The organism is Bradyrhizobium sp. STM 3809 (assembly GCF_000239795.1).
Classification (GTDB): domain Bacteria; phylum Pseudomonadota; class Alphaproteobacteria; order Rhizobiales; family Xanthobacteraceae; genus Bradyrhizobium.
This window is the reverse complement of the sequence record NZ_CAFJ01000229.1, coordinates 1-14,636: the sequence shown is the minus strand read 5'-3', so window position 1 is coordinate 14,636 and position 14,636 is coordinate 1. Positions and strand designations below refer to the sequence as shown.

Here is a 14,636-nt window from a genome sequence, read left to right as displayed (position 1 = left end):
GCGGCGCCGAGATAGGTGTTCATGGTGCGCTCGCCGTCCGGCGTCACCAGGATGTAGCAGCAGCCGGTGGCCGGACCGTCGGCGGCCGGCGCGGTGTCGAAGGCGACGCCGGCGGCGCGGATGTCGTGGCTGTACATCTTCCCGATCTGGTCGCCCTTGACCTTGCCCACATAGGCGGCACGCGCGCCGAGGCTGGCCAGCCCGACGATGGTATTAGCCCCGGAGCCGCCCGACATTTCGGTCGCCGGACCCATATCCGCATAGATCGCCGCCGCGCGGGCCTCGTCGATCAGGGCCATGCTGCCCTTGGTCATGCCGTGTCTGGCGAGAAAGGCCTCGTCGGCCTGCACGAGCACGTCAAAAATCGCGTTGCCGATGCCGAGAACATCGTATTTCGCGTCAGTCATCCACTGGCCCCGTTTACGGCGTTTGCAAACGCTGCGGCCTATCACAAGCGGCGCTGCTATAGAAGCCTCATGATCCGATCATTCGTGACCGTGCTGTCAGGAACACTCAGCTCGCGGCTGCTCGGCTTCGGCAGGGACGCGCTGATCGCCGCGCTGCTCGGCGCCGGGCCGGTCGCCGATGCGTTTCTGGCGGCGTTTCAGCTCGTCAACGTGATCCGACGATTGCTGACCGAGGGCGCGCTCAATGCGGCGCTGGTGCCGGCGTGGCTGCGGATATACCAGCAGGACGGTGAAACGCAGGCGGCCGCTTTCGCCGGGCGCGTCCTCGGCACCGTCAGCGCCGGCCTGCTCGCCACCACGCTCGCGCTGGCGCTGCTGATGCCGCTCGCGATGACGGCGCTGGCGCCCGGCTTTGCCGGTGACGAGACGCTCACCATGGCGGTGAACGACGCCCGACTGATGCTGCCCTATCTCGCATTTGCCGGTCCCTCGACGGTGCTGCTCGCCTTGTCGAGTGCGCGCGGCCGCTTCGTGCTGGCAGCCTTTGCGCCGCTGCTGTTCAACGTCGCGCTGATCGCGGTGACGATCGTGCTGCTGGCGCAACATCCGGATCCGGCGCGAGGCGCGCTCCTGCTCGCGGCGACGATCGGCATCGCCGGCCTGCTGCAGCTGATCATGCTGGCGCGGCGCGGCGGCCGGAACAAGATCGCCACGCCGGTTCGGGTCTCGTTCGATGCCGCGATGCGCGGCTTCTTCGCGCGTGCGCTGCCCGGCATGGTTGCCAGCGCGGGTCCGCAACTGCTGGCGGTCGGTGGCGCGATCATCGCCTCGGCCACGCCCTCGGCGGTGTCGTGGCTCTATTTCGCCAATCGCCTGATCGAATTGCCGCTCGGCCTCGTCGGCGTCGCGATGGGCACCGTGCTGATCCCGGAGTTGACGCGCGCGCTGCATGCCGGCGACGCCGCGGCACTGTCCAAGGTGCAATCGCGCGGGCTGGAGCTGACGATGGGCCTCGCGCTGCCGGCGACGCTCGGATTGATGATCCTGAACGCGCCGATCATCGGCCTGCTGTTCGAACATGGCGCGTTCGACGCGGAGGATGCGGCCGCGACGGCGCAAGTGCTGACCTGGCTCGCGGCGGCGCTGCCCGCGCAGGTGCTGACCAAGGCGCTGCAGCCGGCGTTCTTTGCGCGCGAGGACACGCAGACGCCGCTGCGCGCCACCCTGATCGGATGCGGCGTGGCGATCGCGCTGGCGTTCCTGCTCGGCCAGATGTTTGCCGCGAGCGGCATAGCCGCCGGACTAGCGCTCGGCGCCTGGGCCAACGCCGTCGTGCTGCTCCGGCGCGGCGCGTCAAGCTTCGGCTTTGCGATCTCCGGCGCGGCGCGGCGCCGGCTGCCGCGCATCGCGCTGGCCGCAGCCCTGATGGCCGTGGCGCTCTGGGCCGTCGCCGGCGTCCTGAAGGTTGCGGCTGGCAGCCATGTCGCCACCGCCATTCTGCTCGCGGCCCTGATCGGCGGAGCGATCATCGTCTACGCAGCGTTGCTGCTCGCGCTCGGCGTCGTCGACGGGCGCCAGACGCTCCGGGCGGTCCGGCGGCGCTCCGTTCCGAACCTGCCCGCTGGCGACTTGCACCTTTGAGGCGCCCGTGCCAAACGACGCAGCAAATCCATCATCTGGAACAGCGACCATGGCCTTCGTGGAACGGGTTTTCTCGGGCGTCCAGCCGACCGGCAACCTGCATCTCGGCAACTATCTCGGCGCGATCGTCAACTTCGTGAAGATGCAGGAGACGCACAACTGCATCTATTGCGTCGTCGACATGCACGCGATCACGATGCCGATCGACGTCTGGGGCGGTCCGGCCGAGCTCGCGCGCAACACCCGCGAGGTCACCGCGGCGTTCATCGCCGCCGGCATCGACCCGAAGAAGCACATCGTGTTCAACCAGAGTCAGGTCTCCGGCCATGCCGAGCTTGCCTGGATCTTCAACTGCGTCGCGCGCATCGGCTGGCTGAACCGCATGACGCAGTTCAAGGAGAAGGCCGGCAAGGATCGCGAGAACGCGTCCGTCGGTCTGTACGACTATCCGGTGCTGATGGCGGCCGACATCCTGCTGTATCGCGCGACCCATGTTCCGGTCGGCGAGGACCAGAAGCAGCATCTCGAGCTCTCGCGCGACATCGCCCAGAAGTTCAACAATGATTTCGGCGACTCGATCCGCGCCCAGGGCTTCGGCGACGGCCTGTTCTTTCCGCTGCCGGAGCCGTTCATCACCGGTCCGGCGACGCGAGTGATGTCGCTGCGCGACGGCACCAAGAAGATGTCGAAGTCCGATGCGTCGGACTATTCGCGCATCAACCTGACCGACGATGCCGACACGATCGCGCAGAAGGTCCGCAAGGCCAAGACCGATCCGGAGCCGCTGCCGAGCGAGGAGAAGGGCCTGGAGACGCGTCCCGAGGCCGACAACCTCGTCGGCATCTATGCGGCGCTGTCGGATCGCAGCAAGGCGGACGTGCTGCGCGACTTCGGTGGCGGCCAGTTCTCCAGCTTCAAGAACGCGCTGGTCGAGCTCTGCGTCACCAAGCTCGGTCCGATCGCCGCCGAGATGAAGCGCCTGACGGCCGATCCGGGCTATGTCGACTCCGTGCTGGTCGACGGCGGCGAGCGCGCCCAGGCGATCGCCGCGGAGACGATGAGGACCGCCAAGGACATCGTCGGCTTCATCCGCAAGGCCTGACCTGCCGTAGCCCGGATGAGCGAGGCGACATCCGGGTTCACACGAACTGCATGCTTGAACCCGGATGTCGCTTCGCTCATCCGGGTTACGAGACCTCCGGCGTTCGTCCGGAGCGCAAGCGCCGGACAGCGGCCCGCGTCCGACATGGAACCCGCGGGCCCCCTCCCCAACGGGGTTGGGCTGTGGCAGCATCCCCGCCGGATCGACTCGCAGCAGCAGGCGGGACCCCCATGGCGGCGCAGCGGCAGAGCTACCAGACCGGCCATGCGCCGAAATGCCTGGTCGTGGTCGACGAGAGCGCCGAATGGGATCGGGCGATCCGCTATGCCGGCCGCTGGGCGATGCGCGGTGGCGGCCGTATCGTGATGCTGCACATCATCGAGACCGAGGACCAGAACCAGCAATGGCTGGGGGTCGCCGACCTGATGCGCGCCGAGGCGCAGGACGAGGCCAATGCCGCGCTCGACCAGGCAGCGGCGCTGTTGGCGGCGATCGGTGTCGGCTCGCAGGAACGGGTGATCCGCGAGGGCGAGCCCACGGCCCAGATCCTGGCGACCATCGAGCATGACAGCGACATCGCGCTGCTGGTGCTGGCCGCGCATGCCGGGCCCGAGGGGCCGGGACCGCTGGTGACCCATGTGATCAAGACGGTCGGCGCCTTCCCGATTCCGCTCGTGATCGTCCCCGGCGATCTCAGCGACGTCGATATCGACGCGCTTTCATAGACTTAAGCACGAGTCCGGGGCCGAGCCCTCTTGATCGTGCGCGCTCGCTTGCCATCTGCTAAGACAGCCCAACAGGCCGGCCTTGAACCGGCGCTGCCGGAGAAAACCATGTTCATCCAGACCGAAGCCACTCCCAATCCCGCCACCCTGAAGTTCATCCCGGGCCGCATCGTGCTGCCGACCGGAACGATGGAATTTGCGAGCCGCGACGCCGCCGCGCGTTCTCCGCTGGCCGAGCGGCTGTTCGCCGTCGACGGCGTCACGAGCGTGTTCTACGGCGCCGACTTCATTACCGTCACCAAGAGCGACGGCGAATGGCAGCATCTCAAGCCGGCCATCCTCGGCGCGATCATGGAGCACTACATGTCGGGCGCGCCGCTGCTCGCCGACGGCAGTGCCGCCAACGACGAGTCCGCCGACGAGGACGACGAGTTCTACGACGAGGCCGACACCGAGACCGTCGGCATGATCAAGGACCTGATCGAAAGCCGCGTCCGCCCTGCGGTCGCCAATGACGGCGGCGACATCACCTTCCGCGGCTTCAAGGATGGCATCGTCTATCTCAACATGAAGGGCGCCTGCTCCGGCTGCCCGTCATCGACCGCGACCCTGCAGCACGGCATCCAGAACCTGCTGAAGCACTTCGTGCCGGAAGTGGTCGAAGTCAGGCCGATGTGAAACGAAGCGAGTAGCGGACGGGACTCTCCATTCGCTGCTCGGCGATCGCTATTGGCTCTCTCTCCACTCGGCTCTGGCACATGGAATCCGGGACTGTCGCGCCAAGGAATCCTGCCTGCTAGCTAACTCCGTCATGCCCGGGCTCCGTCCCGGGCATCCACGTTGTTCCCAGCATGACGGACGACGTGGATGGCCGGGACAAGCCCGGCCTTGACGACGTGGTGAAAGGCGAGTGCAAATCAGCGGTCGTCAGCTGCGATAGCCCTGCTTTTCTCACGCCGCCTTGCCGATGGTGGCGGCTTCGGCCGCTGCCTGGCGCATGTTCGACGACATCTCGCCGGTGACCGCGCTCTGCTCGCCGACGGCCTGGGCCGTCGACGAGACATAAGCATCGACGCTCTGGATCGCGGCCTTGATGGCGTCGAGCGCGCCGACGACGTCGGACGAAATGCCGGTGAGATTGCCAATCTCGCTGCCGATGCGGTCGGTCGCCTGTTTGGCCTGGTTGGCGAGGTTCTTCACCTCGCCGGCAACGACGGCAAAACCGCGCCCGGCCTCGCCGGCGCGCGCCGACTCGATCGTGGCATTGAGCGCCAGCAGGTTGATCTGGCCGGTGATGCTGCCGATCAGCTCGACGATGCTGCTCATCGCGCCGGCCGCCGACGACAGCCGCTTGGCCTGCTGATCCGCATCCTCGACGCGCATCACGGCGGCGGTCGCCGTCTCCTTCGACCTCGCCATGGCGTCGGCGATATGCTGCACCGATGAATTGAGCTGCTCGGCTCCGGCGGCGACATGCTCCATCATGCCGCGCACCTTGTCGCCCTTCATGCGGGTGATCACCTGCCCGGTCACGTCAGTGGCGAATTTCACTATCTTGAACGGCTTGCCGTTGAGATCCTTGATCGGATTGTAGGTCGCCTGGATCCAGACCTGGCGGCCGCCCGCGCCGGCACGCTCGTACTCGCCGGTCTGGAATTCGCCGCGCGCCAGCGCCGCCCAGAACTCGCGATAGTCAGCGCTCTCGGCAGAGCCCGGCGGCATGAACATGCGATGATGCCGGCCCTTGATTTCGGCCAGCGTGTAGCCGAGCGTCTTGAGGAAGTTGTCGTTGGCATCGAGCACATTGCCGTTCATGTCGAACTCGATCACCGCCTGGGACTTGCGGATCGCCGCGATCTGGCCGGCGAAGTCGGCGGCCTTCAGCTTCTGTTGCGTGACATCGGACGCATATTTCACGACCTTGAACGGCTGCCCGGTATCGTCGAGGATCGGATTGTAGGAGGCGAGAATCCAGACCTCCTTGTCGTGCTTGCCGCAGCGCTTGTACTCGCCCGAGCGGAACTCGCCGCGATGGAGGCTTGCCCAGAACTCCTTGTAGCCCACACCGTCGCGCTCGCCCGGCAGCACGAACATGCTGTGGTGCCGTCCCTTGATCTCGGCGAGCGTATAGCCCATCGCACCGAGGAATTGATCGTTGGCATCGATGATCGTGCCGTCGAGATCGAACTCGATCACGGCCTGCACCCGTCCGATGGCGGCGATCTTGCCGGCATCCTCGATGCTGCGCATCTTGCGTGCAGTGATGTCGGAGGCGAACTTGATGATCTTGACCGGCTTGCCGCCCTCGAGCACCGGATTGTAGCTCGCCTGGATCCACACCGGACGTTCGTCCTTCCCGAAGCGCTTGTATTCTCCGGAGCGGAACTTGCCGCCTCTCAGGTCGGCCCAGAAGGTCTGGTACTCGGCGCTGTCGCGCAGTTGCGGCGCGACGAACATGCGATGATGCTTGCCCTTGATCTCGTCCAGCGCGTAGCCCATGGCGTCGAGGAAGTTCTTGTTCGCGGTGATGATCGTTCCGTCGGTGCCGAATTCGATCACGGCCTGCGACCGATTGATCGCCTCGACCTGAGCCATTGCATCGCGCGATGCCGAGTTGCCTGACCAGAACGACATGGAAGATCCTCTTCTCGGGACGTGGGGCAGCTCCTGCTCCGGCAGGAAGCGCCAGCCGTATCGACATATGCAGGGGACAACTCCCACACGCCCGGAAAGATTTGCTTAAATGATCGGCAATTCAGTAGTTTACCTGCCTGGCGGTTGCCGCGTGATGCGTTTTTCCTGATCAGGATGTAAGAAGACGGCAACCGACTTTATCAAAGTACCCAAAAAGGTATTCGGCGCTCCCTTACTGCGAACCTGACCGGATGTTGATCCTCGCCATCGATACTGCCCTCGACCATTGCGCCGCCGGCGTACTCAATACCGATTCGGCCGAGATGATCGCCCAGGACACGCTGCCCATGAAGCGCGGCCATGCCGAAGCCCTGATGCCGCTGCTCGCGCGCGTCATGCAGCAATCCGGCGTCGGCTTTCCGGATCTCGACCGGATCGCGGTCACCACCGGTCCGGGTAGTTTCACGGGGCTGCGGGTCGCCCTGTCCGCCGCGCGCGGCATAGCGCTGGCGGCCCACAAGCCGGTGGTCGGCGTCACGACGCTCTCAGCCTATGCGGCGCCGGTGGTCAGCGAGGACCGCGCGCATCCGGTGATCTCGGTGATCGATGCCAGGCACGATCATGTCTACTACCAAGTCGTGAGCGGCAGCGGCGAGGAGCTGATCGCGCCGGAGGTCGCCGCCATCGACGGTGTGCTGGCGGCCGCGCGCTTCGGCGCGCCGCATCTCGTCGGCAATGCCGCGTCCCAGATCGCCGAGCGCTGGCCTCCGTCGGAGCCCGCGCCGGTCGCGGTCGATGTCCAGGCCGGTCCCGATATCATGTGGGTCGCATGGCTCGGCGCGGCGGCAGACCCGGCGCATGCGCCGGCGCGGCCATTCTATCTGCGCGCGCCCGACGTCAAGCCGCCCTCGCCCGCCCAGCTCGCGCGGGTGAAGACGGCCATATCGTAATGAACATGTTCTTCCGGTGGCTTGGCCGCCCCAAACCGTCGATCGAGACCGCCGCCGCACGCGACGCCGCCAAGCTCGCCCAGATTCATGCCGCGTCGTTCCACCGCGGCTGGGGCGAGGGCGAGTTCGAGATCATGCTGGCCGAGCGCAACACGCTGATCCATCGCCTGCAACTCGGTCGCAAACTCATCGGCTTCATCGTCTCGCGCATCGGCGCCGACGAGGCCGAGATTTTGTCGGTTGCACTTGACCCAAATCAGCGCGGCCGCGGCCTTTCTCGTGATTTGTTGCTGACACATCTCGGACACTTGGCAGGTCGCGGCGTTCGCACGGTTTTTCTCGAAGTCGAGGAGAACAACCAGCCAGCGCGACGGCTGTATGAACGCGCCGGTTTTGCCACTGTCGGCCGCCGGGAACGCTATTACCTGCAACCCGGCGGGGAACAGTTGAACGCGCTTCTGATGCGCCGGGACTTGTCGTAACCTGCGCTTGGTGGCAGAAAGCGCATCCTTGAGGCGAGACACAATGACCTCCTTGAAGACAACGCCAGCGCCCAATTCCACCGGTATCGAAGCCCGCTGTGCCGCCACCGGCATGCGGATGACCGAGCAGCGCCGGGTCATCGCCCGCGTGCTCGCCGAGGCCAGCGACCATCCCGACGTCGAGGAACTGTATCGGCGCTGTGTCGCGGTCGACGACAAGATCTCGATCTCCACGGTCTATCGCACCGTGAAGCTGTTCGAGGACGCCGGCATCATCGAGCGCCACGACTTCCGCGAAGGCCGCGCCCGCTATGAGCAGATGCGCGACAGCCATCATGATCACCTGATCAATCTGCGCGACGGCAAGGTGATCGAGTTTACCTCCGAGGAGATCGAGAAACTGCAGGCGGAGATCGCCCGCAGGCTCGGCTACAAGCTGGTCGACCACCGGCTCGAGCTGTATTGCGTGCCGCTCGACGAAGAGACGAATGGCTGACGCGGCAAAGGCTTCCAACCTCGATCTCGTCATTTTCGATTGCGACGGCGTGCTGGTCGACAGCGAGGTGATCTCCTGTCAGGCCCACGCGGACGTGCTCAGCCTGTGCGGCTATCCGATCACGGCCGATCAGGTGTTCGACCGCTTCCTCGGCCGTTCCTCGAAGCAGGCGACCATGGAAGTCGAGGCCGAGCTCGGTCGCAGCCTGCCGGCTGACTTCAATGCCCGGCTGCAGGACCGGCTGTTCCGCGCCTTCGAACAGAACCTCCATCCCGTTCCGGGAATCGTGGAGGTGCTCGACACGATCGATATTCCGGTCTGCGTCGCTTCCTCCGGATCGCATCAGCGGATGCGCGTCAGCCTCGGCGCCACCCGGCTCTATGACCGCCTGGCTCCGCACATCTTCTCGTCCTCGCAGGTCGAGAACGGCAAGCCGGCGCCCGATCTGTTCCTGTTCGCGGCGGCGCAGATGAACGCCCGGCCCGCCGCCTGCGTGGTCGTCGAGGACAGCCTTGCCGGTATCCGGGGCGGTGTCGCAGCCGGAATGACCGTGCTCGGGTTCCATGGCGGCAGTCATTGCCGGCCTGACCACGCCGACAGCCTGCGCGCGGCCGGCGCGACCCAGGTGTTCGACGACATGCGGCAGTTGCCAATGATTCTCAGAAAACTGGGCGAGAAAACGGGTCCGCTCGCTGGATTTTCGGCGGTCTAGCCTATATCTGAGCGCGGCGCCGAGCCGCGGCGCGCTCCCGACCGCATGCAAGGGTCCATGACGCCGCCGCGCAAGCTGCACATCAAATCCTATGGCTGCCAGATGAACGTCTACGATGCCCAGCGCATGGTGGACACGCTGGGGCCCGAAGGATTCGTCGAGACCGCTGACGCCGGCGACGCCGACCTCGTCATTCTCAACACCTGCCATATCCGCGAGAAGGCCTCGGAAAAGGTCTATTCGGAGCTTGGACGTCTCAGGGTCGCGAAGGAGGAGGCGGCCAAGGCCGGGCGCGCGATGCAGATCGCGGTCGCCGGCTGCGTTGCCCAGGCCGAGGGCGGGGAGATCATTGCCCGCGCGCCAACCGTGGACGTCGTGGTCGGGCCGCAGAGCTATCATCATTTGCCGGAGTTGCTGGCGCGGGCCCGCGGCGGCGAGCGCGCGATCGAGACCGAGTTTCCCGCCGAGGACAAGTTCGGATTCTTGGCCAGGCCGAGCCGCGAGGCGATCCGCGCCCGCGGCGTGTCGGCCTTCGTCACCGTGCAGGAAGGCTGCGACAAGTTCTGCACCTTCTGCGTGGTGCCGTACACGCGTGGCGCCGAGATGTCGCGCCCGGTGGCGCGGATCGTCGATGACGTCATGCAGCTCACCGACAGCGGCGTCCGCGAGATCACGCTGATCGGCCAGAACGTCAACGCCTATCATGGCGAGGGGCCGGACGGCCGCGCCTGGACGCTCGGCCGGCTGCTCCATCGGATTGCAGAGATCCCCGGCGTCGCCCGTATCCGGTATTCCACCAGCCATCCCAATGACGTCGATGACGACCTGATCGCGGCGCACCGCGATCTGCAGGCGGTCATGCCGTTCGTGCATCTGCCGGTCCAGTCGGGATCGGATCGCATCCTTGCGGCCATGAACCGGAAGCACAGCGCGGCCGATTATCGGCGGGTTGTCGACCGTTTCCGCAGCGCGCGGCCCGATATTGCATTCTCTTCGGACTTCATCGTCGGGTTCCCCGGAGAGACTGCGGAAGATTTCCGCGCCACTCTCGCGCTGATCGATCAAATCGGCTACGCTGCAGCCTATTCATTCAAATATTCGCCGCGCCCGGGCACACCGGCGGCGGACATGCAGGAGATGGTGTCAGCGACCGAGATGGACGAGCGATTGGAGCGTCTCCAGGGCTTGATCGACAGCCAGCAAGCGGCCTTCAACCGCTCCGCGATTGGCACCGTTGTCGACGTGCTGTTCGAACGCGCCGCTCGCAAGTCCGGTCAGCTGGTTGGGCGGACCGCTTATCTGCAGCCGGCCCATGTGATGGCATCCGACGACATCATCGGCCAGGTTCTGCCGGTGCGGATCGACAGTCTGGAGCGTTACAGCCTGCTCGGCGAGCTCGTTACGACGACAGCGGGTCCGGTTCCGGACGCCGCGCTGCCCCTTGTGTCCATCGGAGGCTGAGCACTTGCCCAAGAGCGCATCGGATTCATCTTCCCTCGCTCCCAGCCGCAAGTTCGACCGCGACATGTCCATGCCCCCCGAAACCCAGGTCGTCATCGATTTCGACGACAACCGCGCCGCATCCGCCCTGGTCGGCCCCTATGGTCAGAACCTCGCGCTGGTCGAGCGCCGCCTCGGCGTCGTCGTCGATTCGCGCGGCAACCACATCACCATCGGCGGGTCGCGCGACGGCTGCGACGCGGCCCGGCGGGTGCTGGAATCGCTGTATGCGCAGGCCGTCAAGGGGCAGGACCTGTCCCAGGGCGACGTCGAAGGCGCGATCCGCGCGGTCGTCGCGCAGGGCTCGCTGTTCGAGTTCGACGCCAAGAACGGCAAGAACGCGTTCGAGAGCATCAATCTGCGCAAGCGCCCGGTGCGCGCCCGCACCGCCGCGCAGGATTCCTACATCCGCGCGCTGAAGCGCCACGAGCTGGTGTTCGGCATCGGCCCGGCCGGCACCGGCAAGACCTGGCTCGCGGTGGCGCATGCCGCGCAGCTGTTCGAGCGCAAGGAAGTCGATCGCATCATCCTGTCGCGGCCCGCGGTCGAAGCCGGCGAACGGCTCGGCTTCCTGCCCGGCGACCTCCGCGAGAAGGTCGATCCCTATCTGCGCCCGATCTACGACGCGCTGTACGATCTGATGGATGCGCGTGTCGTCGAGCGCGCCTTGCAGGCCAACGAGATCGAAATCGCGCCGCTCGCCTTCATGCGCGGGCGCACCTTGACCAATGCGGCGATCATTCTCGACGAGGCGCAGAACACGACGTCGATGCAGATGAAGATGTTCCTCACCCGCCTGGGCGAGAACAGCCGCATGATCATTACCGGCGACCCGTCGCAGGTCGACCTTCCCAACGGGCAGACATCGGGGCTTGCCGAAGCCGCGCGCCTGCTCGACGGCGTCGAAGGCATCGCCCAGGTCAGGTTCACCGGCGAGGACGTCATTCGCCACGAATTGGTGGCGCGCATCGTCGCGGCCTATGAGGGCCCGAAAGCCCGTTGATTCCGGAGCACGCCGATCGGCGCGCGATGCGAGCGCCATCCGCACAGAACTCGACCAGGATGCCACAAAGTCCCATTCCGATCACCGAGGTCATTGTCGCCGCCGAATGCTGGCAGGACCAGCCCGACGCCGAGGACGTCATACAACGCGCCATCATCGCCGCCGCAGAGATGGTGGATGCCGATGTCGGCGATGCCGAGATCGCGGTCATGCTGACCGATGACCAGGGCATCCGTACCCTGAACAGCAACTGGCGCGGCATCGACAAGCCGACCAACGTGCTGTCGTTTCCGGCGCTGCAGCCGACCGGCCCGCGCGGCGACGACGACGCCCCGCGCATGCTCGGCGACATCGCCATCGCCTATGAGACGATGCGGCGCGAGGCCGACGAGGAACAGAAGCCGTTCGCCCATCATCTCAGCCATCTCACCGTGCACGGCTTCCTGCATCTGATCGGCTACGACCACGAGACCGATGACGAGGCCGAGGAGATGGAGGCGCTCGAGACCGAGATCCTGGGCCATCTCGGCATCCCCGATCCCTATGCCGACCGGGAACGGATGCATTGACCATGGCCGATTCCGAACCGATCCACGACAATCCGCGCAACACGCGCAATCTTCCGGCCGTGGTGCCGCCGTCCGAGCTTGGCCGCTCGCCGAGCGAGAGCTGGCTGCTGCGCGCGCTGCGCAATTTGTTCGGCTGGAAGGGCGGCGGCTCTGTCCGCGACGACCTGCAGGTCGTGCTCGACGCGTCGACGCCCGACGACATCGGCTTCTCCGCGGTCGAGCGCACGCTCCTGCGCAACATTCTCGATCTGCACGAACGGCGCATTGCCGACGTGATGGTGCATCGCGCCGACATCGTCGCGGTGAGGCGCGACATCACGCTCGGCGAGCTGATGAGCCTGTTCGAGAGCGCGTCGCATTCGCGGCTCGTCGTCTACAACGACACGCTCGATGATCCCGAGGGCATGGTCCACATCCGCGACCTGCTCGCCTTCACCACCGCGCAGGCCCGCGTCTCCGACGAGGTGAAAGCGCGGCGCAAGAAACCTCTGCCGGCCGGGCTCGACCTCAAAACGGTCGACCTCTCGATGCCGCTGTTCGAAGCCAACATCATCCGCAAGCTGCTCTACGTGCCGCCGTCGATGCGCGCGATCGACCTGCTGGCGCAGATGCAGGCCTCGCGCATCCATCTGGCGCTGGTGGTCGACGAATATGGCGGCACCGACGGGCTGGTTTCGATCGAGGACATCGTCGAGCAGATCGTCGGCGAGATCGACGACGAGCACGACAGCGACGAGCCGCCGGCGATCATGCGCCAGGCCGACAACGCCTTCATCGCCGACGCCCGCGCCAGCCTCGACGACGTGCGCCGAGTGATCGGCGAGGACTTCGTCACCGGCGAGGCCGGCGAGGGCGTGGAGACGCTCGGCGGCTATCTCGTCAACCATGTCGGCCGGCTGCCGGTCCGCGGCGAGCTGATCTCCGGCCCCGGCAATTTCGAGGTCGAGGTGCTCGACGCCGATCCACGCCGGGTCAAGCGGCTGCGGATCGCGCCGCGCAAGGAGCGCCCCACGCCGCGCCCGCCGCGCGAGAGCCGGCGCCGCGAGGCCGCGCCGGAATCCGTTCCAGAGAGCGCCCCCGCGGCCGATCCGCCGCGGCCGGCGGACACCGGCCCTGTGTCTGGTCCTGACGATAGCAGCCCGCCCCAAGGCGACGGAGCAAGCTCACAGTGATCCGCCCATCGATGATCCGCAGCCTCGCGCTTGGCATTGTCCTGGCCTGGGGCTGGAAACGCGCGGCGATTGCGCTCGCCGCAGGCGCCCTCTCCTCGCTGGCGATGGCCCCGTTCAATGCCTGGCCGGTGCTCGCGATCACCTTCCCCGTGCTGGTCTGGCTGATCGACGGCGCGGCGGCCGGACGGCGGCGCGGCATTCCGGCCGCTGCCCTCACCGGCTTCTGCTTCGGCATGGGTTATTTCGTCCCCGGCCTGTACTGGATCGGCAACGCCTTCCTGGTCGACGCCGACACCTTCGCCTGGCTGATGCCCTTCGCGGTGCTCGGCCTGCCGGCCTATCTCGCGCTGTTCCCGGCGCTGGGCTTTGCACTCGCTAGGTTGTTGTGGACACGTGATGCAACCCGAATTCTGGCGCTCGCGGTCTGCCTGACCGCCAGCGAATGGCTGCGCGGCCACGTCTTGACCGGCTTTCCCTGGAATACGTTCGGCTATGCGCTGTCAAAGCCGCTGGCGCTCGCGCAATCCGCCTCGCTGATCGGCATCTGGGGCATGACGTTCCTGACGATCGCGATCTTCGCCAGCCCCGCGGTGCTGCTCGACGGCAAGACGTGGCGGGAGCGCTGGCGCGTGCCAGCAGCGGCCGCAGCCATGCTGGTGATCATGGGCGTGTTCGGCGCCGTCCGGCTGGGGCTCCATCCGACCGCCTTCGTGGCCGATCTCAAGCTGCGAATCATGCAGCCGAACCTGCAGCAGGACGTCAAATTCAACTATGGCGCCAAGGCCGAGGTGATGCGGCGCTATCTGGCGCTGTCCGACCGCGCATCGGGGCCGAAGGCGACCGGCGTGCGCGACACCAACGTCCTGATCTGGCCTGAATCGGCATTCCCGTTCTTCCTGACCCGCGAAGCCGACGCGATGGGGCAGATCGCGGACCTGCTGTCGCCCGGCACGGTGCTGATCACGGGTTCGGTGCGCGCCCCGGACGGGCCGAAGAACACCCCGATCACGCGGGCCTATAATTCGATCTATGTGATCGACCACGACGGCACCGTGCTGTCGGTCTACGACAAGCTCCATCTGGTCCCGTTCGGCGAGTTCCTGCCGTTCCAGGACCTGCTGGAGCGGATCGGGCTGGAGCAACTGACCCGCGTCCAGGGCGGCTTCATTCCGGGGACAGTGCGACGCAACCTGGACGTGCCACACGCACCGCGTGTTCTTCCTTTGATCTGCTACGAAGCCAT

Annotated in this window: 15 protein-coding genes; 13 read left to right on the top strand and 2 right to left on the bottom strand. The window is 66.3% G+C overall.

What is annotated here, in order from left to right; translation table 11 throughout:
* A partial coding sequence (locus BRAS3809_RS12615; RefSeq protein WP_035656198.1) for an adenosine kinase occupies positions 1–407 on the bottom strand: 407 nt, incomplete at its 3' end.
* 69 nt (positions 408–476) lie between these two features.
* Here BRAS3809_RS12615 and murJ point away from each other — a divergent pair.
* From murJ to BRAS3809_RS12595, 4 genes are all read left to right on the top strand, one after another.
* Positions 477–2,048, top strand: a complete 1,572-nt coding sequence (gene murJ / locus BRAS3809_RS12610) for a murein biosynthesis integral membrane protein MurJ (RefSeq protein WP_008962480.1) — start codon at positions 477–479, stop codon at positions 2,046–2,048.
* A gap of 49 nt (positions 2,049–2,097) precedes the next feature.
* Positions 2,098–3,150, top strand: coding sequence for a tryptophan--tRNA ligase (trpS, locus tag BRAS3809_RS12605; RefSeq protein ID WP_008962479.1), 1,053 nt, complete (start codon positions 2,098–2,100; stop codon positions 3,148–3,150).
* Between the two features lie 230 nt (positions 3,151–3,380).
* Complete coding sequence (locus tag BRAS3809_RS12600) at positions 3,381–3,875, top strand: universal stress protein (protein WP_008962478.1); 495 nt, start codon at positions 3,381–3,383, stop codon at positions 3,873–3,875.
* Between the two features lie 108 nt (positions 3,876–3,983).
* A complete protein-coding gene (locus tag BRAS3809_RS12595) occupies positions 3,984–4,553 on the top strand; it encodes a NifU family protein (protein ID WP_008962477.1) in 570 nt (189 codons plus the stop codon).
* A 273-nt stretch (positions 4,554–4,826) separates the two neighbouring features.
* Here BRAS3809_RS12595 and BRAS3809_RS12590 read toward each other — a convergent pair whose 3' ends face one another.
* Positions 4,827–6,509 carry a methyl-accepting chemotaxis protein gene (locus BRAS3809_RS12590; protein WP_008962476.1) on the bottom strand — a complete coding sequence of 561 codons (1,683 nt, stop codon included), beginning with the start codon at positions 6,507–6,509 and terminating at the stop codon, positions 4,827–4,829.
* A 251-nt stretch (positions 6,510–6,760) separates the two neighbouring features.
* Between BRAS3809_RS12590 and tsaB the strand changes: the two genes are divergently transcribed.
* From tsaB to lnt, 9 genes are all read left to right on the top strand, one after another.
* Positions 6,761–7,459 carry a tRNA (adenosine(37)-N6)-threonylcarbamoyltransferase complex dimerization subunit type 1 TsaB gene (gene tsaB, locus BRAS3809_RS12585; RefSeq protein WP_008962475.1) on the top strand — a complete coding sequence of 233 codons (699 nt, stop codon included), beginning with the start codon at positions 6,761–6,763 and terminating at the stop codon, positions 7,457–7,459.
* Positions 7,459–7,941, top strand: coding sequence for a ribosomal protein S18-alanine N-acetyltransferase (gene rimI, locus BRAS3809_RS12580; protein WP_008962474.1), 483 nt, complete (start codon positions 7,459–7,461; stop codon positions 7,939–7,941). Before tsaB ends, rimI begins: the two co-directional genes overlap by 1 nt.
* 43 nt (positions 7,942–7,984) lie before the next feature.
* Positions 7,985–8,437 carry a Fur family transcriptional regulator gene (locus BRAS3809_RS12575; RefSeq protein WP_008962473.1) on the top strand — a complete coding sequence of 151 codons (453 nt, stop codon included), beginning with the start codon at positions 7,985–7,987 and terminating at the stop codon, positions 8,435–8,437.
* Complete coding sequence (locus tag BRAS3809_RS12570; RefSeq protein ID WP_008962472.1) at positions 8,430–9,149, top strand: HAD family hydrolase; 720 nt, start codon at positions 8,430–8,432, stop codon at positions 9,147–9,149. The genes BRAS3809_RS12575 and BRAS3809_RS12570 overlap by 8 nt, the downstream gene beginning before the upstream one ends.
* Before the next feature lie 57 nt (positions 9,150–9,206).
* A complete protein-coding gene (miaB, locus tag BRAS3809_RS12565; RefSeq protein ID WP_008962471.1) occupies positions 9,207–10,610 on the top strand; it encodes a tRNA (N6-isopentenyl adenosine(37)-C2)-methylthiotransferase MiaB in 1,404 nt (467 codons plus the stop codon).
* A 64-nt stretch (positions 10,611–10,674) separates the two neighbouring features.
* Positions 10,675–11,652, top strand: coding sequence for a PhoH family protein (locus BRAS3809_RS12560; protein WP_052523416.1), 978 nt, complete (start codon positions 10,675–10,677; stop codon positions 11,650–11,652).
* Positions 11,653–11,711: 59 nt separating this feature from the next.
* Positions 11,712–12,221, top strand: a complete 510-nt coding sequence (ybeY, locus tag BRAS3809_RS12555) for an rRNA maturation RNase YbeY (protein WP_035656197.1) — start codon at positions 11,712–11,714, stop codon at positions 12,219–12,221.
* 2 nt (positions 12,222–12,223) lie between these two features.
* The gene (locus tag BRAS3809_RS12550; protein WP_008962468.1) at positions 12,224–13,393 is read left to right on the top strand and encodes a hemolysin family protein; all 1,170 of its coding nucleotides are present in this window, start codon (positions 12,224–12,226) and stop codon (positions 13,391–13,393) included.
* An 11-nt stretch (positions 13,394–13,404) separates the two neighbouring features.
* Positions 13,405–14,636: apolipoprotein N-acyltransferase (gene lnt / locus BRAS3809_RS12545; RefSeq protein ID WP_085963486.1), on the top strand; the 1,232-nt coding region annotated here is incomplete at its 3' end.